This is a genomic window from Rhizobium phaseoli (assembly GCF_001664385.1).
In the GTDB taxonomy this organism is placed as follows: Bacteria; Pseudomonadota; Alphaproteobacteria; order Rhizobiales; family Rhizobiaceae; genus Rhizobium; species Rhizobium phaseoli.
On record NZ_CP013532.1, the window covers coordinates 3,253,482 to 3,274,022 of the forward strand.

The window sequence follows — 20,541 nt, forward strand, 5'->3', positions numbered from 1 at the left end:
AGCCGGACGCGTGGCATCTATCGGACAGATCGTCAACCCGACGTCAGGCAGTGATGCCCTTTCCCGCGCCAGGCAGCGGGCCGCCCTGATGCCGGACTGCCTGGTGGAGGCCAAGCGCATCGCCAACACTGTCATCGCCGGCTGGCACGGCCGCCGCAAGCGCGGTATCGGCGAGAATTTCTGGCAGTTCCGTCCCTATGCCGAGGGTGAGAGCCTGTCGCGCATCGACTGGCGCCGTTCCGCCCGCGACGACCATACCTATGTACGCGAGCGCGAATGGGAGGCAGCGCATACGATCTGGCTCTGGTGCGACATGTCGCCTTCGATGATGTATAAATCGAGTTATGGCAGCGCCTCCAAGGAAAGCCGGGCGCTGGTCGTCATGCTGGCGCTCGCCGAAATCCTTTCTCGCTCCGGCGAACGCATCGGCTGCCCCGGCATCATGGAACCCGCCTCCACCCGCACGGCAGCAGAACGCCTCGCCTCCGCGCTGATGCACGCGCCGCTGGCCGGCGGCTTGCCGGAAACGGGGATGATCCGCGGCTGGAGTGACCTCGTCCTCATCGGCGATTTCCTCGACGACGCGCCGGCGATCATGGAACGGCTCGGCCCGCTTGCTCGCCGCGGCCTACGCGGCCACGTGGTCGAGATATCCGACCCCGCCGAGGAAATCTTCCCCTATAGCGGCCGCACCCAATTCACCGATCCTGAGACCGGAGCGAGGCTGATCTCCGGCCGCGCCGAACATATCCGCGAGGCCTATCGCAACGCCTACCTCGCCCGCAGGGAGAGCCTCGGCCAGTCGCTGCGCCATCTCGGCTGGACCTTCACGAGCCATCGCACCGATCACCTCGCCTCCGAAGCGCTGGTCGCGGTGCACATGTATCTGTCCGGCATGCCGGCCAAGGCTACGCATGGGGGGCAGCTGTGAACGCTCTTCCCTTCGCTTTCGCCTATCCCGCCATTCTCGGCGCCCTCATCGCCCTGCCCGTGATCTGGTGGCTGCTCAGGCTGACGCCGCCACATCCGAAGAGCGAGATCTTTCCACCGCTGAAGATCCTCGCATCGGTGCTGAAGCGCGAAGAGACGCCGGCCCAGAGCCCCTGGTGGCTGACGCTGCTGCGCATGCTGCTCGCCGCCACCATCATCTTCGCGATCGCCGATCCGGTTTTCAATCCGCGCACCAGTTCGCTCGCATCTGGCGGCCCACTCGTCCTCTTCGTCGACAATAGCTGGGCCGCGGCACCCGACTGGGAGCGGCGCGTCCAGACGGCCGACGCGCTGATCGACGATGCCGAATCCGCCGGCATGCCGGTGTCGATCGCCTTCACTGCCGAGCCGACCAACGACGCCGTGCCCGGCACCGCCGCGGCCGCCCGCGACAAGCTGCGCGCCGCCGAGCCGCGGCCGCTGGCGCCGGACCGCGAGCGCGCCTTCCAGGCACTGCGCTCCGCCTTGAACGGCATCAAGCCCGGAACCCTCGCCTTTCTGACCGACGGCGCCGCCGCCGAAGCCGACGACGCCACGGTCCGTCAGCTGGCTGATCTCCAGCCCGCTGATCTGCGCCTGATCGAGGGCGATGCCGCGCGGACGATTGCGATCACCGCGGCCAACAACGCCGCTGATGCCATGACCGTCAAAGTCACGCGCCTCAACGCTGCGCATGCCGCATCTGTAGCGCTGAACGCCGTCGACAGCCAGGGCCGCTCGATCGCCAACGGTCGGGTGGACTTCCGTCCCGGCCAAAGCGTCGCGACGAGTTCGATCACCGCCCCCTTCGAGATGCGCAACGATTTCGCGCGCATCAGCGTCGACAACGGCGCGACAGCAGGCGCGGTCCATCTTCTCGACGACGCATTCAAGCGCCGCCGCGTGGTGTTGCTGTCGGGAGCAGGCGGGGATGAGTTCCAGCCGCTGCTGTCGCCGCTCTATTATATCCAGCGGGCGCTGCAGCCCTATGCGGATCTCATCCAGCCCGGCGATTCCGATCTTTCGGTTGCCATACCGAAACTTCTCGCCAGCAATCCGTCGATCATTATCATGGCCGATATCGGCCGGCTTCCGGAGGACACCTACGAACCCCTGACGCGCTGGATATCGAATGGCGGCATGCTCCTGCGCTTCGCCGGCCCGCGCATGGCGGCAGCACCTGCCGACGACCCTCTCATCCCCGTCATTCTGCGTCAGGGAGAACGGGCGCTGGGCGGCACATTGTCCTGGAGCGAACCCCAGTCGCTGGCCGAGTTTCCGAATTTCGGGCCTTTCTCGGGCATAGCGCGTCCTTCCGACGTCGTCGTCAAGCGGCAGGTGCTTGCCGAACCGACCCCCGATCTTGCCGAGCGCACCTGGGCGAGCCTTGCCGACGGCACGCCGCTCGTGACGATGAAGCCGCTGGCATCGGGCCAGATCGTTCTGTTTCACGTGACCGCCGAAGCGACTTGGTCGGATCTGCCGATTTCGGGCACTTTTGTCGACATGCTGCGTCATCTTCTGCAAATATCGCGCTCGGGCGGCGTGACGTCGGAGGCTCGCGGCAATGCGCGTGTGGCCGAGACGCTGCCGCCATTCCGCATGCTGACGGCCAAGGGCGCTCTCATCTCCGAGACGGGTTCGGCGCGGCCGCTCACTCCAAAGGCCGGAACGGAGCCGACGGCGAATTTCGACAATCCGCCCGGGCTTTATGGTTCGGAAGATGGTTTCACCTCTCTGAACGTGCTGCCGGAGGGCGCCGAACTGAAGCCGCTCGACACGGCAGGGGCGACGGCCGTGCGCGAAGGCTTGATCGGCGGCGAAAGCTGGTCGGCAAAACCCGCGCTCTTTCTTGCCGCCTTTCTGCTGCTGCTGGCCGACAGCCTGATCGTCCTCTTCATGAACGGCGCCTTCTCGCGCATGCGCCCGGCTGCCCGCACCATGAGCGTGATCGCGATAGCGCTCGCCGCCGCCTTCCTGCTGCAGCCCGGTACGCTGCACGCCAATGATTCTCAGCCCGGCGACGACCTGATCCTGCAGCGGCTTGACAACACCCACCTCGCCTATGTCGTCACCGGCGAACAGGAGGTGGACAATATATCCGAACGCGGTCTCGAGGGCCTCACCCAGTTCCTGACCTTCCGCACGACGCTGGAGCCGGCGCCGCCCGTCGGCCTGGACCTAACCACGGACGAACTCGCCTTCTATCCGATCATCTACTGGCCGGTTTCGGCAACGGCGCCGATGCCGTCGACGGCGGCGATCAGCCGCATCGACGCCTATATGCGCAACGGCGGCACAGTGCTTTTCGATACGCGCGATCAGATCAGCGCCTTGGACAATGGCGGCAATGTCAGCGCCAACGGTCAGAGGCTGCAGGAGATCCTTGCCAATCTCGACATTCCGCCGCTCGAGCCGGTACCATCAGATCACGTGCTGACGAAATCCTTCTATCTCCTGCAGAGCTTTCCGGGCCGTTATGCCGGCAGCCCCCTCTGGATCGAGGCCCGGCAGGGCGGCGGCCGCGAAACAACCGAAAAATCGGCGGCGACGGCCGACGGGGTTTCGCCGATCCTGATCACCGGCAATGATTTCGCCGGCGCCTGGGCGGTCGACGACAACGGCGTGCCGATGCTGCCGACCGTGCCCTCCGACGAAGGGCAGCGCGAATATGCCTATCGTTCCGGCGTCAATATCATGATGTATATGCTGACCGGCAACTACAAGACCGACCAGGTTCATGTTCCCGACCTCCTTGAACGGTTAGGACAATGAGATGACCTTCGACTTTTCGCCTTTTCTGCCCTGGCCGGTTCTGGCGGCACTTGCCGCCATCGGAGCGGTCATCGCCGCCTTCGCGATCTGGCGTGGCATCCGCGGCGCCTGGATCAGGACACTGGCGGCACTCGCCCTGCTGACGGCGCTCGCCAATCCCGTGCTGCTGCAGGAGGATCGGGATCCGCTGTCGACGATCGTCCCCGTTCTCGTCGACCGGAGCCAGAGCCAGCAGACGCCCGACCGGGCCAAGATGACCGACGATGCGCTGGCAGCCCTGAAGTCCCAGCTCGCCCGCTTTCCGCAGATAGAGCCTCGCTTCATCGATGTCGAAGGCGACGTCAATTCCGACGTGCCGTCGACGCGCTTGTTCGACGCCCTGTCGGCCAACATTGCCGATGTTCCGCCGTCCCGCATCGGCGGCGCCATCATGCTGACCGACGGCGAAGTCCACGATGTTCCGGCCGCCAATCAGGCGCTCGGTTTCGACGCGCCGATCCACGGCCTCATCACCGGCAAGGCCAACGAATTCGATCGCCGCATCGAAGTCATCAAGGGGCCGCGCTTCGGCATCGTCAATGAGGAGCAGCAGGTCGTCCTGCGCGTCTTCGACGACGGCCCGAGCCCCGGCGGCACCGCCGACGTGACGGTGAAGATCAACGGTGATGAAATCGCCACCCTGCAGGCGACACCCGGCCAGGATACGCCTTTCTCCTTCAAGGTGCCGGGGGGCGGCAGCAACGTGCTCGAATTCTCGGTCGCGGCACTTCCCGGCGAAGTCACCACTGCCAATAACCGCGCCGTCCACGTCATCGACGGCATCCGCCAGAATCTGCGCGTCCTGCTTGTCTCCGGCGAGCCGCATGCCGGCGAACGCGCCTGGCGAAATCTGTTGAAATCCGACGCCTCGGTCGATCTCGTCCATTTCACCATTCTGCGTCCGCCGGAAAAGCAGGATGGCACGCCGATCAACGAGCTGTCGCTGATCGCTTTCCCGACACGCGAACTCTTCATCGACAAGATCAAGGATTTCGACCTGATCATCTTCGACCGTTATCAGGACCGGGCGAATGTGCTGCCGATGCTCTATTACGACAACATCGCCCAATATGTGGAGAACGGCGGAGCCCTGCTGATCGCCGCCGGTCCGGAACACGCAAGCCCGGAATCGATCGCGATGACGCCGCTTGCCTCCGTGCTGCCGGCCGAGCCGACAGGCCGGATGATCGAGAAGGCCTTCTACCCCCGCCTGTCCGAGGAAGGCCGCAAGCATCCCGTCACGCGCGGTCTGGACGGCTCGAGCGAGGATCCGCCGCATTGGGGGCGCTGGTTCCGCAGCGTCGACGTCGAGCGGCCGCAGGGCGAGACGATCATGCTGGGCGCCGACAACCATCCGCTATTGGTGCTGAACCGCGCCGGCCAGGGCCGCGTCGCCATGCTGCTCTCCGATCAGGGCTGGCTCTGGGCTCGCGGTTTCGAAGGCGGCGGTCCGAATGTCTCGCTCTATCGCCGCATCGCCCATTGGCTGATGAAGGAGCCGGCGCTCGAGGAAGAAGCGCTGACGGCGCGCGCTTCCGGCCGGACCCTTGAAATCACCCGCCAGACGATCGGCGACAATCCGGGCAATGCCACCGTACGCTATCCCTCCGGCAAGACCGAAACCTTGCCGCTGGCCCAATCCGAACCCGGCCTCTACAAGGCGGAGAAGCGGATGGACGAGATCGGTCTCTTCGAAATCCGCAACGGCAAATTGTCGACCCTTGTCCATATCGGCGCCGTCGACGCGCCGGAATTCAAGGCAATGATCTCGACGACAAATGTGCTGAAACCTGTCGTCGACAGGAGCAAAGGTCTCTTGACCCGTGTCGCCAGTGAAAAGGGCGCAATCACCGTGCCGCCGATATTGCCGGTGCGCGGCCAGGTTCGCGTCTCCGACAATGACCGCATGATGATCCGCATGACCAGCGAGACAGTCTTGAAGGGCATCAACACGCTGCCGCTCTTTGCCGGTTTTGCCGGCGTCGGCATTTTGCTGCTCGCCTTCGGGACCATGTGGTGGCGCGAGGGGCGGTAGTCGCATGCGGGGATTCGAGCTCACCGGCGCGCCCTCGCCGGAGGAACTTGCGGCGATCGCCGATGCGCTCTCGGCCTTCAACACCGGCGATGTCGGTCCCGCGGATCGTCGGCCGCTTGCCATCCTCATCCGCGATACCGACGGCAAGGTGACCGGCGGCCTGTCCGGCTTTACCGCCTGGGGCTGGCTCTTCACCCAGATGCTCTATATCCCCGAGACGCTGCGCGGCGCCGGTCTCGCCGGCAAGCTCCTCGCAGAAGCGGAGGAAGAGGCGAGAGCCCGGGGGTGCGGCGGCGCCTGGATCGACACGTTCAGCCCGCAGGCTCTCAGCGCCTATCTTCGCCAGGGTTATGAAGTCTTCGGGGAACTCGAGGATTTCCCGCAAGGCCGCACGCGCAGCTTTCTCAGGAAAAGATTATAAATCTCCGTGCCAGGCGATCACGCCCTTCAGCCGTTCATGCACGCCCTCGGCGATCGGAACGACGAGCACACGGGCGGGATCGACTGGGCCCGGGAAGGTCAGCGCGTTATAGGCGACCTTCTCGAAGCCGAGCGGGCCATAATAGGGCGGATCGCCGACAAGGATGACGGCTTCCGAACCTTTGCGCCGCGCCGCTTCCACCGCGATCCGCACCAGTTCTCGGCCGATGCCCATATTCTTGTGCGAGGGACGCACGGCAAGCGGGCCGAGAAGATGACCTTTCACTGTGCCGGCCAGAACCGGCGTCATCCGCACCGAGGCGATCGTTTCGCCGTCGTCGGCGCAGATGAAGGAGAGCGACAGGTCATGCGGTCCCTGCTCGCGAATGCGTGCGGCCGCCCGCGTGAAGCGGCCCGGGCCGAAGGCTTCTTCGTTGATGTGTTCGATGGCGGCGTCGTGGGACGCGTCTTCGGTGAGATAGACGAGATCGTGCTTGTACATGATGACAGAAACCGGATGGACAGATTGATGGGTCTCGAACACGCCTTCGGCGTTCGGGAGCATCAGCGTCGTCGCGGGTTTCTGGAAATGAACATCACGCAGGGATCCTAAAATCGTGGAAACGCCGATAGCAGGAAAAATTTCCGCCGTCCAACGCAAAATGCACACCATGGCGCCGCGCCTCTTTCCAAACGCTCAAAGGAGCCTGCAGCGCTCTTAATGATGCTGTCCGAACGACGTGACACAGTGTTCAAACCTTTACCGCCTGCAAAGCCCCGCTATCTCAGCTAGAGCCTTTCCTGGTTAGATTGAAGCATTCTGCCGGAGCAGGTTTTCGTCAGGACAGAGGCGATTGGCGACGGACATACCCCAAGGTATGTCCGAGCCGATCGCCTCTGATCCTGGCGGAAACATGCCCGGCCCTTCGGGTTGGCTGAAACGGGCCGTCTGATCGACCGTCCGGCTTGGCAGTAGAGCTGGGCTACGACGCGCGCCGGCCGGTCGACCATCCGACTCCGTTTGAGCCAACAGAATGCTTCAATCTAACCAGGAAAGGCTCTAACTTCCGCTCCGACACGCAATCGAGGAAATGAAGATCATGGGAATGCTGGTGGACGGCGTCTGGCATGATGCCTGGTACGACACGAAGGAGAGCAATGGCCAATTCAAACGGCAGCCCTCGCAGTTCCGCAATTGGGTGACGGCAGACGGCACGGCCGGTCCCACCGGCAGCGGCGGCTTCAAGGCCGAGCCCGGCCGTTACCATCTCTACGTCTCGCTTGCCTGTCCCTGGGCGCACCGCACGCTGATCTTCCGCAAGCTGAAGAAGCTGGAGGAGCTGATTTCGGTTTCCGTTGTCGATCCGCTGATGGTCGAGAACGGCTGGGAGTTCAAGATCGGCGACGGCGCGACCGGCGATCATCTATTCGGCGCGGCGACACTCTGGCAGATCTACGTCAAGGCGAATCCACACTATTCCGGCCGCGTGACGGTGCCCGTCCTCTGGGACAAGAAGTCAGGCACAATCGTCAATAACGAATCCGCCGAGATCATCCGCATGTTCAACAGCGCCTTCGACGGGTTGACCGGGTCAAAGGCCGATTTCTATCCCGAAGATCTGCGCGCCGACATCGATGCGCTGAACGCTATCGTCTACGACACCGTCAACAATGGCGTCTACAAAGCGGGCTTTGCCACCGCCCAGGAAGCCTACGCGGAGAATGTCACCAAGCTGTTCGAAACACTCGACAGGCTCGACGAGCGTCTCGGCAAGAGCCGCTACCTCTTCGACGACAGGCAGACCGAGGTCGACTGGCGCCTGTTCACGACGCTGGTGCGTTTCGACCCCGTCTATGTCGGCCATTTCAAGTGCAACATTCGCCGGATCGCCGACTACCGGAACCTGCCTGGCTACCTCAGAGATCTCTACCAGACGGCAGACGTCGCCGAGACGGTAAACCTCGATCACATCAAGCAGCACTATTACCGCAGCCACAAGACGATCAACCCGACCGGCATCGTTCCCGTCGGCCCGACGCTCGATCTCGACAGCCCGCATGGTCGTGCAAAGCCTTACGCGGCCTGAGCCCTGTCACCAACGATGGTCGGGCTGCTGCTCGCCGCGAAGTTCGGCAAGGCGGCGATATGTCGCCTCGGTCGTACCCTCGGGCAGGCTGTCGAGGGAAAAGAAGCCGCTGTCGGAAATCTCCCAATCCGGCGGCCGCGGTGCCGTCTGCTCGACGGTGACCCGGTAGAACACGACATGGTCGCGCCGCGTGGTTGTCGTGTTGAAATAGACCTGGATCAGCTGCGGCTTGCCGATGATCCTGAGGTTGCCCTCCTCGCGCAACTCCTTGGCTAGCGCTTCCTCGACAGTCTCGTTGCGTTCCAGCCCGCCGCCCGGCATATGCCAGCCGCCGACATAGCTGTGGCGGACTAGAAAAATCCGCCCCTGCGCATCGAAGCAGGCGGCTCTGACACCCATTGTCATGCCCCGGGCGAAAGAGAAATAGACATGCAGAAGGCGCAGGGCCGTCCTGATATGAAGGGGCCGCTTTTCTTTATCCACCATCGCTCCGTTTCAGCTCTTCATCGCGCCCGGATGTGTTTGATTTGTCAATAAGCTGGTCTATGTCTCGTAGCATGTTCAAGCTCGCGCATATTTCCGACGTCCATCTTGGGCCGTTGCCCCGTCTTTCCATCCAGGAGCTGTTTTCCAAACGCATAACGGGCTTTGTGAACTGGCATCGAAATCGGCGCAAGCACCTTTTCGGCAGCACGCTCGATCTGCTGCTGGATGACATCCGCGCCCATCAGGCCGATCATCTGGCCGTCACCGGCGACCTTGTCAATCTGGCGAGCGGCATCGAAATCCGCGCCGCCGCCGCCTGGCTGCGCGAGCTCGGCGATCCCGCCCATACCTCGGTCGTTCCCGGCAATCACGACGCCTATGTGCCGGGCGCCTATGAGAAATCGATGCGAGCCTGGTACGAGTATGTCCGTGGCGATCTCGCCCCGCCGCAATGGCAGGAGGACCGGCACATCTTCCCCTATCTGCGCGTCCGCGGCAAAGTCGCGATCGTCGGCTGCTCGACGGCGGTCGCCACCCCTCCCTTCGCCGCCTCCGGCTTCTTCGGCGCGCGCCAGGCGCGCGATACCGTCAACATGTTGCGCGCGGCCGGCGAAGCCGGCCTCTTCCGTGTCGTCATGATCCATCATCCGCCGATCCGCGGGGCCACGACCTTCTACAAGCGGATGATCGGCATCCGCCGCTTCGCCGCCGTGATTTCGACGGGCGGCGCCGAACTCGTATTGCATGGCCACACACACCTGAACACGCTGCACTGGCTGCGCGGCCAGGTGCAGCCAGTACCCGTCGTCGGCATCGCATCGGCCTCGCAGGGACCGGGCAGCATCAAGCCGGCCGCAGCCTACAATCTGTTCTCCATCGATGGCTCTCCCGGTGCCTGGGAGCTGAGCGGCGAGCGCTTCAGCCTGAACCGGGCCGGCGACGCGGTGATTCCGGAAAGCGTTGATATTTTCGCGGCTTAGCGACGGATCCGGACTCCGTTCACTCCGCACTTGGATCGATCTGCGAACACGTCCGATCATCGTCGCAACATTTGCCATAGAGGTTTCTTATCCTCTTGGTATTTTCGGCGGTAAGCGTACAATCCGCGCAACGCATCGCCTCAGAATGGAGCCCGCCCATGACCTTCTCCTTCCATCGTCTTGGCAGAATTTCGCTTGCTACAGGCCTTGCCTTCGGCATCGCCACGGCCGCTTTCGCGGTCGGCGGCGGCAACGACGACACCAACCCGCCGCCGAAGACCGAGACGACCAAGACCTGCACCGGCGGCAAGGTCTGGGACAAGGCCAAGAAGGAATGCGTCACCCCGAAGAAGAGCAGCTTCAACGACGACGACCTCTACAATTTCGCCCGCGAATTTGCCTATGCCGGCCAGTATGAGAACGCCATCACCGTGCTCAATCTCGCCCGCAATCAAAACGACCCGCGCATCCTGAACTATCTCGGCTACTCCAACCGCAAAGCCGGCCGCATGGAACTCGGCATGTCCTATTACCGCAAGGCGCTGCAGGCCGATGAGAACTACATCCTCGCCCGCTCTTACATGGGCATGGCGCTGGTGGAACAGGGAGACATCCAGGGCGCCCGCGTCCAGCTCGTCGAAATCCGCGATCGCGGCGGCGAAGGCACCTGGGCCTATCGCGCTCTGCTGCAAAGCTTGAACGGCTACAGGACATATTGACGCAAGCTTTGCAGGCTAGATTACGAAAATTCCCTGGGAAAGGGGACTGGAAACGACCGGATGCTTGCGAAGTGGAGGAGAGTTGTTCCATAAAGCGCATGCATGACCGGCGACAAGAAGGCCGGATTCGCGTCCGATCGCTTAAGCGTCGTCCGCGAAACTACTGTGAGTGCTCCTGGATAGACAATGCGTCAGCCCGCAACGACCATCGACCTCCGCCGTGATCTCGTCGGCCTTCTGCCGCGTCTTCGCCGCTTCGCGATCACGCTCGCGGGCGAGGCGACTGCGGCCGACGAACTGATCCAGGCCGTTTGTCAGCGGGCGATCTCCAAGGGGCATCAGTGGAGCGGCGAAGGCCGGCTGGAAAGCTGGATGTATACGCTAGCCCGCCAGCAATGGGCTGACGACAGCCGCAAGCGCAAGCCGAGGGCGTCGGCCCGCGGCAATGTCACCGATATTCGCGAGGCCGCGCGCGAGCGCTCGGCCGTAGTCGATCCCGACGCCATCCATCGCATGATCGCCGATATGCCGGACGGCGTCTCTTCGATCTTCCTGCTCGTCGACGTCGAAGGCCACAGCTACCAGCAGGCGGCCGACATCATGGGCATTCCGGCGGCGACCGTCGCCTCGCAGCTCGCCACTGCAAGGCTGCATTTCGCAGCCCTTGCCGGCACCCACCCGATCCACAGGTACTGAATTGCTCGATCTCAGGAAATTGTCGCTCGAAGCCCAGCTCACCGCCCTCCTCGATGGCGAAGTCTCGCCCGAACAGCGCCACGAACTGGAGCAGCGCCTGGCAAATGACGAGAATGCGCGCCGGCTGCATGAAAAACTGCGCCACGGCGCCGATTTCGGACGCCGCCGCCTCGACGACGTGCTGAAGGAGCCGGTGCCGCTCGCCCTCGTCCGCTCGATCAAGAGCACGCAGCCGCCGAAGACGCCGGTCGCACAGCGCGCCACGCGCCCGCAGGTGAAGCTGGCGCCGAGCGGCCCGCAGGCACTCGCGGCCGCTCTCATCCTCTTCGTCCTAGGTTGCGGCATCGGCTACTTTGTTGGTACCGCCCCGGACGCAGACGAAATCGCAACCACGACCTCAGCCTCAGCGCCGGCCAATACCAGCGACTGGCTGGGCGACGTCACCGCCTATCAGCGCCTGCTGATCCGCCAGCCCCGTCATCTCGTCGAAGTGCCCGCCTCGCAGGCCGAGGAGATCTCCAGCTGGCTGACGACGGCCATCGGTGTGCCCTTCCGCGTGCCGGATCTCAGCGCCAAGGCCTGGACCTTCCAGGGCGCCCGCGTCATCCTCGGCGACAGCCGTCCCGTCGGTCAGCTCGTCTATTCCAACTCCGACGGCGACATTATCTCCATCTGCTTCCGCAAGGATGCGCAGCCACCGGAAACCGACGACTTCAAGGAAACGATCAAAGATGAGATCGGCCTGGTGACCTGGCACAATGCCGGCACTTCCTACGTGCTCGCCGGCCCCTCCTCCGAGGCAGCCCTCGGCCAGCTGGCCATGGAGATCGCCACGGCGATCTGACGGCGGCTGTCGCATGTGTCGAATGATTACCGCCAGCGGAGCTGCGAACCTATGGCGAAATCGACCATTAGCATCAGAGCGCGCCTTTCATTGCGTTCGGTAGCGCTCAGCGAAGACTCAAGGAAGCCAATCTCCTCATCAGGCCGCGCCGCACCGAAGCGATCGCGGCCTGAAGCCTATCGGATCAGACCTTGCCGGCCTTCACGTCGAGCACCCGGTTGGCCGCCGAGACGATCGCTTCCAGCGAGGCCGCGACGATATTGGTATTGATACCGGCGCCGAAGAGCTTGCCGCCGGGATAGGACGTCTCGACGTAAGAGATCGCCGCCGCGTTCGAGCCGTGCTGCAGCGAGTGCTCGGAATAGTCCTCGACCGACATCTCGATGCCGAGATAATGCGACAGTGCGTTGATGAAACCGTCGATCGGGCCGTTGCCGCGCCCTTCGATCCGCTTGATCTCGCCATTGTCCGATATCTCAGCCGCGACGATCCGCTGGCCCTTACGCTCCGTATCGGGATAGGTGTGGTGATCGACGAATTTGAGGCGCGCTTCGGGCTGGGTCACGTATCGCTCGATGAAGCGATCATAGATGCGCTTCGAGGGAAGCTCCTTGCCCTCGACGTCGGTGATGCGCTGGATGTCTTCGCGGAATTCGACCTGTAGGTTGCGCGGCAGGTTGAGCCCGTAATCCTGCTGCAGGATATAGGCGATGCCGCCCTTGCCGGACTGCGAATTGATGCGGATGATCGCCTCGTAGGAGCGGCCGACATCGCGCGGATCGATCGGCAGATAAGGCACTTCCCAGACGGGATGGTTGGCCACCTGCGCTGCCTTCATGCCCTTGTTGATCGCATCCTGGTGCGAACCGGAGAAGGCCGTATAGACCAGCTCACCGACGTAAGGGTGACGCTCGCTGATCGCCATTTGGTTCGAATATTCGAAAACCTCCTTAATGCGCTCGATGTTCGAGCAGTCGATGCCGGGATCGACGCCCTGCGTGAACATGTTCAGCGCCATCGTCACCACATCGACATTACCGGTGCGCTCGCCATTGCCGAATAGCGTACCTTCGACGCGGTCGGCGCCCGCCAGCAAGGCCAGCTCGGCGGCGGCGATGCCGGTGCCGCGGTCGTTGTGCGGATGCAGCGAAACGATCAGATTCTCGCGGTTGTCGAGATTGCGGCACATCCATTCGATCTGGTCGGCATAGACGTTCGGCGTCGCCATCTCGACGGTCGACGGCAGGTTGATGATCAGCTTGTTGTCGGGCGTCGGCTTCACGACCGCGATGACCGCATTGCAGATCTCCAGTGCCACCTCGAGCTCAGTGCCGGTGAAGCTTTCTGGAGAATATTCGAACCGGTAGCCGCCGCCGGCCTTGGCGGCCATGTCGGTAATCATCTTGGCCGCATCGACGGCGATCTGCTTGATGCCCTGGACATCCTTGGCGAAGACGACGCGACGCTGCAACTCGCTGGTCGAGTTATAGAAATGAACGATCGGCCGGTTTGCCCCTTCCAGCGCTTCGAAGGTGCGGGTGATGAGTTCAGGCCGGCACTGCACCAGTACCTGCAGCGAGACGTCTGCCGGAACATTGCCCTCCTCGACGCACCAGCGAGCGAAATCGAAATCGGTCTGCGAGGCCGAGGGGAAACCGATCTCGATTTCCTTGAAACCCATCTCCAGCAGCAGATGGAACATGCGCGCCTTGCGGTCATGGCCCATCGGATCGACGAGCGCCTGGTTGCCGTCGCGCAGGTCCACCGAGCACCAGACAGGCGCCTTGGTGATTGTCTTGGTCGGCCAGGTGCGGTCGGGAATGCTTACTTGCGGATAGGGCCGGTACTTCGCCGCGGCATCGGGCATGCCCTTGGCACCTGCGGAGGATCGGTTGGTGGTGTTGTCCATTGTCTTGTCTCCTCGTCCCGGCATTTGTTCCGCCTCTTAGCCGATCACGTCGGGCTTGGCGATAAACAAATGCGGACCTTCATCGGTCATTAGGTCAATTTTGAAAGTGAGTCGCGAGGAGCGATTGCCAGGCGGGCTTTCGGCCGCCGGGCGCTCCTCAAAGGACCCGGCAACCGCGCGTAAGGCCGAGGAGAAGAAGCGAGGTCAGGGCGCGCGAGACGTCACGCAGGGCGATGCGGCCGCGTGCAATCGTGTCGGAAATCTTGGCGCCAGAGGTCTTCATGGCCGCGCTTATAACCTTGGCCAGCGAAACTGGCAAGCCCTCGCGGCGCGCCAGGTTTCCTCTACCTCTGCTGAGCTCGATCTTTTGACATCTTCACCAGTCGCGACAGGGCGAGCATCAGCCCGCCCGCGATCAATCCCCAGAAGGCGCCTGAGATGCCGCCGAAGGAGACGCCGGATGCCGTGACGAGAAAGGTGATCGCCGCCGCCTCGCGCGATTCGGGCGCCTGAAAGGCCGACATTGCCGAAGACGAGAAGGCGCCGACCAGCGCCAGCCCCGCCACCGCCTCGATCAGAACGGGAGGCGCCAAGGCGACGAAGGCCGTCACCGCACCGGCGAGCAACCCGAGGATGATATAACCAACGCCGGCGATCAGCGACGCCCAATAGCGCCGCTTCGGATCGGCATGCGCATCCTGCCCGGCGCACATGGCCGCGGTGATCGCCGCCAGATTGACGGCATGACCGCCGAACGGCGCCGACAGCAGCGAGAAGAAGCCGGTGACGGCAAAGAGCGGACCGGGCGTCGGATCGTAATGATTAACCTTCAGCACCGCGATGCCGGGAATATTCTGCGAGGCCATCGTAACGATGAAGAGCGGCAGCGCGATCGAGATGAAAGCGGCGAGGCTGAACACCGGCCGGACGAATTCCGCCGTCGGCACCAATGACTGCTGCAGCGAACCGAGTGCACCGTCGGGAATATCGACACCGAACGCCAGCACCAACACGAAGGCTGCGAGTGCCGCCGGCACCGCCCAGAGCCGCTTGAAGGCGCCGACGACGATCCAGGCGAGAACGATCGGCAGGCCGAACAGCGGATTGAAGCCGATTGCCTTCACCGGTGCAAAGCAGAGGCCGATCAGCACGCCGGACAGCATCGCATTGGCAAGCGGCGCAGGAATGGCGGCGACGGCGCGGCCAAGCGGCTTGAACAGGCCGGCGATGACGATCAGCACGGCGCAGACCAGGAATGCCCCGACCGCGGCATTGAAGCCGCCCTCGACTGGCCCGGTACTTGCCAGCAAGGCCGCACCCGGCGTCGACCAGGCAATGCTGATCGGCAACCGCGTCGCGGCGCTGAGCACGATCGCGCAGACACCCATGGAGATCGACAGTGCCATCAGCCCCGAGGCCGCCTGAACCTCTGTGGCGCCAACGGCCTGCAATCCATGCAGCACGACGGCGAAGGAGCTGGCGGAACCGACAAAGGCGGTCAGCAGCCCCATGAACAGGGCCTGGACGGAGAAATCTTTGAGCATATCAGGACTCGGACAGCGGGAATGGCATGGAGCACGACGGTTGGCGCGCGTGCAAGTCCAGATTCAGCCCTTTCCGTTCAGCACTCGACAAACAACGCCTTTCCCTGCCGGCAGCGCACGCTTAAAGTGATCTGCAACCTTTGGGGGATAGGCGAATGGCCAACGAAACGCGGACGATCCTGGTCACAGGGGCAACCGGAGGCATTGGTACGGCAGTCTGCCGTCAACTCGCCCACAGCGGTCATTCGCTCGTTCTGGCCGCGCGCAATGAAGCCAAGCTCGAGTCACTTTCACATGAATTGGCCGGGACCGGCGATCGTCCTGTCTGGCTGCCCTTGGACATGACGAGCGACCAGTCGATCCGTCAGTTCGGCGAGCAGCTGACCTCGAGAGATATCGTTCTCGACGGGGTCGTTCTGATGCCGCCGCAGGCCCACAGCACGAATGATCCGATGCCGACCGGCGAGGCATGGCGCGCGCTGTTCCAGAATTGCTTCATCGGGCCGCTGGAAGTCCTGAAAACGGCGATTGGCCGGATGAACCCCGATCCCGTCAACGGACGTCGGGCAAAGATCGTCATCATCTCGGGCATATCGTCTGCGCAGGTGCTTGGACACTACGCCACTTCAAACGTTCTGCGCTGCGCGTGGATCGGCGAGGCGAAGACATTGGCTTTTGCGCTCGGCGCCCGCGGTATTCATGTCAACACGCTATCCCTCGGGGGCACGCTCTCGCCCTGGTATCGCGAAGCCATCGAAACACGGGCCGCTGCCGCCGGCGTGACGTTCGAACAGCGTCTTGCCGAGGAAACAGCAAACGTACCCTTGGGAAAATATGGAGAACCGGAAGAGGTCGCCATCGCCGTCGAAGGCCTCTTGTCGCGCTTCTCCGACCATATGAGCGGGCTCAACATCATGCACGACGGCGGTTTCACACGCTCGTATTGAGGGCCGCAGCAGGGATATTCTCCCCGCCCGAATCCGCCCGTGAAAATGAAATGCCCTCGCCTGCTGTCTGCAGGCAAGGGCATCTCCTGATCGTTTTGGCCGCGAAAACTTAGATGTCGGCCTGCGACGTCACGATCCGCGAAACGAGGCCATAGTCCTTCGCCTCTTCGGCAGAGAGCCAGTAGTCGCGATCGGTATCCTTGGCGATCTTGTCGAGCGGCTGGCCGGTGGCCGCCGCCATGATCTTGTTCAGGCGCTCGTTCATCTTGATGATCTCGCGTGCCTGGATCTCGATGTCGGATGCCATGCCACGCGTGCCGCCTGACGGTTGGTGCAGCAGGAAGCGCGTGTTCGGCAGGCAGAGGCGCTGCTCTTTCGGAGCCGCGACATAGATCAGCGCGCCGGCCGAAGCGACCCAGCCGGTACCGATCATCCACACCTTCGGCTTGATGAACTTGACCATGTCATGGATGGAGTCGCCGGATTCGACGTGGCCGCCGGGCGAATTGACATAGATGCGAATGTCGTCGTCGCTGGCCGCCGCAAGTGCGACAAGCTGCGAGCAGACCTTCTGCGCCAGTTCCTGGTTGATCGGTCCATAGATGAAGATCGAACGCGACTTGAAAAGATTCGCCTCCGTTTCCTTGCCGAGCGGCAGTTCCTTCGTCTTGTCGTCCTGTTCTTCGTCGTTCATGCGAACCTCTCGGAGATGAATTCGGGTTCCTCGCACATAGTGCGACTCAATGCCTAAAACAATGCGGGAAAAACACAAGGCACCGAAGCGGTGGAGATATCCTTAAGAAGCCACGCGCCGTTCCGCAAGCCTTACTGAAATGTAACGGTGAAAGGCTTTGAAAAGCCTGAATCGCTTCCTACCTCACCCTCACGCGGCAATGCCGTCCGAAATAACAGGAGACAAGACATGTCACCCGAAGAACGCCAACTGCTGACCGCCCTGTTCGACCGCGTACGCACTGCCGCGGCCACGCCGCGCGACAGCGAGGCCGAGGCCCTGATCGACCAGGCAACGCGGCAACAGCCCTCCGCTACCTATTATCTGGCTCAAGCCGTGATCGTGCAGGAAAAAGGGCTGGAGGCGGCCGCCAATCATATCAAGGAACTCGAGGAACACGTCCGCCAGCTGGAAGCCGGCAGCAGTGAACACCGTCAGGCCGAACAGGGTGGCGGCTTCCTCAGCTCGATCTTCGGCAACACCCAGACGCAGCAGCCCGCTCCGGTTCCCTCCAGCCCTGCCAATCCCGGTCCCTGGGGCCAGCCCTCCCGCACCTATGACGAACCCCGCGGCTACGACAGCAGCGCTCGCCAGATGCCGCAGCAGCCGACCGGCCCCTGGAGCCAGCAGGCCTATGCACCATCGGCAGGCGGCAGCTTCCTGCGCGGCGCGCTCGGCACGGCAGCGGGCGTTGCCGGCGGCATGCTGCTCGCCAATTCGTTGAGCGGCATCTTCGGCAACCACATGTCCTCGCTCGGCTGGGGCTCGCCCTTCGGTGCCAATCCCTTCGGCAACGCCAGCGCACCCACCGAGGAAACGGTCATCAACAATTATTTCGGCAACGACGACACCCGCCAGGCGTCCGACAATGCCGCCCACGATAGCAACGATGACAATCTGCAGCAGGCCGATTATGGCGATGGCGACGATTACAGCGATGACGCGTCCGGCGACGTTACGGATGTGTGAGCTTCAACGGGTAAGGAATGTGCGGCAATTGGTATTGAATTGCCGCACCGTATCCCGGCCCTTCGCTTAAGCTCCGGGCGTTCGCCACTGCAATCGATCCACTGGGTTGATTGCTGCTGCCTTTGGCGGCACCGTGGCTCACCCACGTCCGCGATAGGTGGCGACGCCCTGCTCCGGCAGCCACACGCCTTCCGGCGGCTTGCCGGTCTGCCAGAAGACGTCGATCGGAATGCCGCCGCGCGGATACCAGTAGGCGCCGATCCGGAGCCACTTGGGATCGAGCAACTCGACAATCCGCTTGGCGATGTAGATCGAGCAGTCTTCGTGAAAGGCGCCGTGATTGCGGAAGGAATGCAGGAAGAGCTTCAGCGACTTTGATTCCACCAGCCATTCGCTCGGAATGTAATCGATGACGATATGGGCGAAATCGGGCTGTCCGGTCATCGGGCAGAGCGAGGTGAATTCCGGCGCGGTGAAACGCACGACATAATCGGTGCCGGCATGGTTGGACGGCACTTTTTCAAGCACCGCCTCCTCCGGTGATTTTGCGGTTTCGGTTTGCTGGCCCAGCATCGACAGGCTGGAAACATCTGTATTCGGCATCATGCCTCCTTGACGACTTTGACGCGGATGCCATGGGCCTTTTCGCCCTCCGGCTCCACATGAATGGCTATTTTGGCGCCCTCATGCACGGTCCTGATGGCATCCTCAAGGCGGTCGCATATATCATGCGCCTGCCGCACGGACATAGTCCCCGGCACCACCATGTGAAAATCGATGAAAGTGACGGTGCCCGCCCGCCTGGTCTTCAGATCATGCACGCCGATCGAGCCTGCCGCATGGGTGGCGATCGCCTGCTTGATCGCTTCTTCTTCCTGCGGGGTGACGGCCTGGTCCATCAGCCCGCCGATCGATTGCGAGATCACCTTCCAGCCCTGATAAAGGATGTTGACGGCAACGAGGATGGCTAGCACCGGGTCGAAGATCGCATAACCGGTGGCGAGCGCCAGCAGCAAGCCGATGAGCACGCCGACCGAGGTCACCACGTCGGACATGATATGCTGCCCGTCCGCAGCCAGTGCTGCCGAGCGATATTTGCGCCCTGTCCGGATCAACAGCCGTGCCCAGACCGCATTGATGACGCCGGCCGCGAAATTGATCGCCAGGCCAAGTACGGGCGCATCGAGCATGCGCGGTTCGGCGAGGTAACCGATCGCCTCGTTGACGATCAACAGCGCCGCGACCACGATCAACGCGCCCTCGGTGACGGCGGATAGATATTCCGCCTTGTGATGGCCGAAGGGATGGTCGTGATCGGCGGGCTTCTGCGCATAGCGGATAACGAAGAAGGCAATGAAGGCGGCAACGACATTCACCGTCGATTCAAGCCCGTCCGACAGCAGCGCCACCGATCCGGTGACCCACCAGGCCACCATCTTCAAGCCCATGACGCCGAGCGACAGCGGGATCCCCCACATCGCCAGATTCCGAACCGTAAGATCGCCGTGGTCGCTCATATCGTCCTCCTGCGGTTGCGAATGAATTGCAGGATCCAAGCCATTGAAATGCAAAACCGCCCGCGCGAATATCGCGCAGGCGGTGCAGTTGAGGGTGATATGGGCGATGATGCCGGATTTGTCAAAGAGAATGACGCGTCGTTCACAGCTGCCGCCCACCACGGAAAAGCAGTGGCGGCAAACTATAGGGAATCCGGAGCGGGATCGGCGACAGGCTGCGGCCAGCGCAGGAGTGCGGCCTGCCCGGCCGGCGTCAGCGCGTAGACGCCCTTCTCCTTGCGCTCGAACCATCCATAGACATTGTCGAGCAGGATCCTGCCTGCGTTGGGCGTAAGCGCCTTCATATCCCGCGGCCGCGCTACGCCCTGGTCGAGCGCCGCCGCGCAGAGCAGCGCCTGTTGTCGATAGGCGGTCATGATCGGCGCACGTGAGCCGCCGCCGACGGCAGGATCGCCGCGGCGCCGCTGGTGCTCGCTGACGAGGCGCGTGCGCCGCTTCGGATTGGTGCGCGGCATCGGCGAGACGGAACTGACGATGACGCTGACCTCGCCGCCATCGGAGACACCGAGCATGCCGATGCCGAGCCGCCGGCAGAGGTCGCGGTAGCGTCTGTCGGCTTCCCGCCCGCGCCCCTTGGCCGAAACGCGCGCCGCGATCCAGACTTCGTCGCTCATCGCCGCCCGGTCGACCGCTTGGAGCAGCAGCTCGAGATTGAAGGAAAGCTTAAGCTCGCAGACGACCACGACCGGCGCCTCACCATCGTTCAACCCGACGAGATCGCAGCCGCCGACCTCACCCTTGACGACATAGCCGGCCGCCTCCAGGAAGGCTTTGACCGGCAGGTAGAGCGAGGTCTCCATCAAAATTGCGCC

Annotated in this window: 20 protein-coding genes; 11 read left to right on the plus strand and 9 right to left on the minus strand. The window is 63.0% G+C overall.

Translation table 11 applies throughout. The features are described from left to right. The first annotated feature begins 10 nt into the window (after positions 1–10). From AMC88_RS15740 to AMC88_RS15755, 4 genes are read left to right on the plus strand one after another with little or no spacing between them, the layout of a single operon-like run. Positions 11–931 (plus strand): DUF58 domain-containing protein, encoded by a 921-nt coding sequence (locus tag AMC88_RS15740; RefSeq protein ID WP_012484677.1) that lies wholly within the window; start codon positions 11–13, stop codon positions 929–931. Next, entirely contained in the window at positions 928–3,744 is a 2,817-nt protein-coding gene (locus AMC88_RS15745; RefSeq protein WP_012484678.1) for a DUF4159 domain-containing protein, read from the plus strand. The genes AMC88_RS15740 and AMC88_RS15745 overlap by 4 nt, the downstream gene beginning before the upstream one ends. A gap of 1 nt (position 3,745) precedes the next feature. Beyond that, positions 3,746–5,818, plus strand: a complete 2,073-nt coding sequence (locus AMC88_RS15750) for a hypothetical protein (RefSeq protein WP_064825496.1) — start codon at positions 3,746–3,748, stop codon at positions 5,816–5,818. Between the two features lie 4 nt (positions 5,819–5,822). Beyond that, positions 5,823–6,239: a GNAT family N-acetyltransferase gene (locus AMC88_RS15755; RefSeq protein ID WP_010016091.1), complete on the plus strand. Its 417-nt coding sequence runs from the start codon at positions 5,823–5,825 to the stop codon at positions 6,237–6,239. Here the strand turns inward: AMC88_RS15755 and AMC88_RS15760 are convergent. Further along, the gene (locus AMC88_RS15760) at positions 6,234–6,803 is read right to left on the minus strand and encodes a GNAT family N-acetyltransferase (RefSeq protein WP_080515677.1); all 570 of its coding nucleotides are present in this window, start codon (positions 6,801–6,803) and stop codon (positions 6,234–6,236) included. The two genes, AMC88_RS15755 and AMC88_RS15760, sit on opposite strands and share 6 nt — an antisense overlap. Before the next feature lie 535 nt (positions 6,804–7,338). On the opposite strand from AMC88_RS15760, the gene AMC88_RS15765 reads away from it, so the two are divergent. Then, the gene (locus AMC88_RS15765) at positions 7,339–8,325 is read left to right on the plus strand and encodes a glutathione S-transferase family protein (RefSeq protein ID WP_010022821.1); all 987 of its coding nucleotides are present in this window, start codon (positions 7,339–7,341) and stop codon (positions 8,323–8,325) included. A gap of 6 nt (positions 8,326–8,331) precedes the next feature. Here AMC88_RS15765 and AMC88_RS15770 read toward each other — a convergent pair whose 3' ends face one another. After that, complete coding sequence (locus AMC88_RS15770; protein WP_010005628.1) at positions 8,332–8,811, minus strand: NUDIX domain-containing protein; 480 nt, start codon at positions 8,809–8,811, stop codon at positions 8,332–8,334. A 71-nt stretch (positions 8,812–8,882) separates the two neighbouring features. On the opposite strand from AMC88_RS15770, the gene AMC88_RS15775 reads away from it, so the two are divergent. The 4 genes from AMC88_RS15775 to AMC88_RS15790 all read left to right on the plus strand — a co-directional run bounded on the left by AMC88_RS15775 (position 8,883) and on the right by AMC88_RS15790 (position 12,050). Further along, positions 8,883–9,791 (plus strand): metallophosphoesterase family protein, encoded by a 909-nt coding sequence (locus AMC88_RS15775; protein ID WP_041683719.1) that lies wholly within the window; start codon positions 8,883–8,885, stop codon positions 9,789–9,791. A gap of 158 nt (positions 9,792–9,949) precedes the next feature. Beyond that, on the plus strand, positions 9,950–10,510 hold the full coding sequence (locus tag AMC88_RS15780) for a tetratricopeptide repeat protein (RefSeq protein ID WP_012484684.1): 561 nt from the start codon (positions 9,950–9,952) through the stop codon (positions 10,508–10,510). Positions 10,511–10,696: 186 nt separating this feature from the next. Then, positions 10,697–11,206, plus strand: coding sequence for an RNA polymerase sigma factor (locus AMC88_RS15785; protein ID WP_012484685.1), 510 nt, complete (start codon positions 10,697–10,699; stop codon positions 11,204–11,206). Position 11,207: 1 nt separating this feature from the next. Continuing rightward, positions 11,208–12,050 (plus strand): anti-sigma factor family protein, encoded by an 843-nt coding sequence (locus AMC88_RS15790; RefSeq protein WP_012484686.1) that lies wholly within the window; start codon positions 11,208–11,210, stop codon positions 12,048–12,050. 184 nt (positions 12,051–12,234) lie between these two features. On the opposite strand, the gene leuA is transcribed toward AMC88_RS15790, so the two are convergent. The 3 genes from leuA to AMC88_RS15800 form a co-directional block, all read right to left on the minus strand. After that, the gene (gene leuA / locus AMC88_RS15795; protein WP_046977121.1) at positions 12,235–13,959 is read right to left on the minus strand and encodes a 2-isopropylmalate synthase; all 1,725 of its coding nucleotides are present in this window, start codon (positions 13,957–13,959) and stop codon (positions 12,235–12,237) included. 157 nt (positions 13,960–14,116) lie between these two features. Beyond that, positions 14,117–14,242 carry a hypothetical protein gene (locus AMC88_RS34515; RefSeq protein ID WP_010020128.1) on the minus strand — a complete coding sequence of 42 codons (126 nt, stop codon included), beginning with the start codon at positions 14,240–14,242 and terminating at the stop codon, positions 14,117–14,119. Positions 14,243–14,303: 61 nt separating this feature from the next. Beyond that, entirely contained in the window at positions 14,304–15,503 is a 1,200-nt protein-coding gene (locus AMC88_RS15800) for a benzoate/H(+) symporter BenE family transporter (protein ID WP_016733732.1), read from the minus strand. Positions 15,504–15,658: 155 nt separating this feature from the next. Between AMC88_RS15800 and AMC88_RS15805 the strand changes: the two genes are divergently transcribed. Continuing rightward, the gene (locus AMC88_RS15805) at positions 15,659–16,450 is read left to right on the plus strand and encodes an SDR family oxidoreductase (protein WP_016733733.1); all 792 of its coding nucleotides are present in this window, start codon (positions 15,659–15,661) and stop codon (positions 16,448–16,450) included. Between the two features lie 109 nt (positions 16,451–16,559). Here the strand turns inward: AMC88_RS15805 and AMC88_RS15810 are convergent, their stop codons facing one another. Continuing rightward, positions 16,560–17,144: an ATP-dependent Clp protease proteolytic subunit gene (locus AMC88_RS15810; RefSeq protein ID WP_004671567.1), complete on the minus strand. Its 585-nt coding sequence runs from the start codon at positions 17,142–17,144 to the stop codon at positions 16,560–16,562. Between the two features lie 228 nt (positions 17,145–17,372). Between AMC88_RS15810 and AMC88_RS15815 the strand changes: the two genes are divergently transcribed. Further along, positions 17,373–18,152, plus strand: a complete 780-nt coding sequence (locus AMC88_RS15815) for a DUF2076 domain-containing protein (RefSeq protein WP_064825497.1) — start codon at positions 17,373–17,375, stop codon at positions 18,150–18,152. 138 nt (positions 18,153–18,290) lie between these two features. Here the strand turns inward: AMC88_RS15815 and queF are convergent, their stop codons facing one another. From queF to AMC88_RS15830, 3 genes are all read right to left on the minus strand, one after another. Beyond that, positions 18,291–18,755: a preQ(1) synthase gene (gene queF, locus AMC88_RS15820; protein ID WP_029531438.1), complete on the minus strand. Its 465-nt coding sequence runs from the start codon at positions 18,753–18,755 to the stop codon at positions 18,291–18,293. Further along, complete coding sequence (gene emfA, locus AMC88_RS15825; RefSeq protein WP_004671573.1) at positions 18,755–19,669, minus strand: CDF family cation efflux transporter EmfA; 915 nt, start codon at positions 19,667–19,669, stop codon at positions 18,755–18,757. Before emfA ends, queF begins: the two co-directional genes overlap by 1 nt. 182 nt (positions 19,670–19,851) lie before the next feature. Beyond that, positions 19,852–20,529: a DUF2161 domain-containing phosphodiesterase gene (locus tag AMC88_RS15830; protein ID WP_016733736.1), complete on the minus strand. Its 678-nt coding sequence runs from the start codon at positions 20,527–20,529 to the stop codon at positions 19,852–19,854. Positions 20,530–20,541 lie beyond the last annotated feature (12 nt).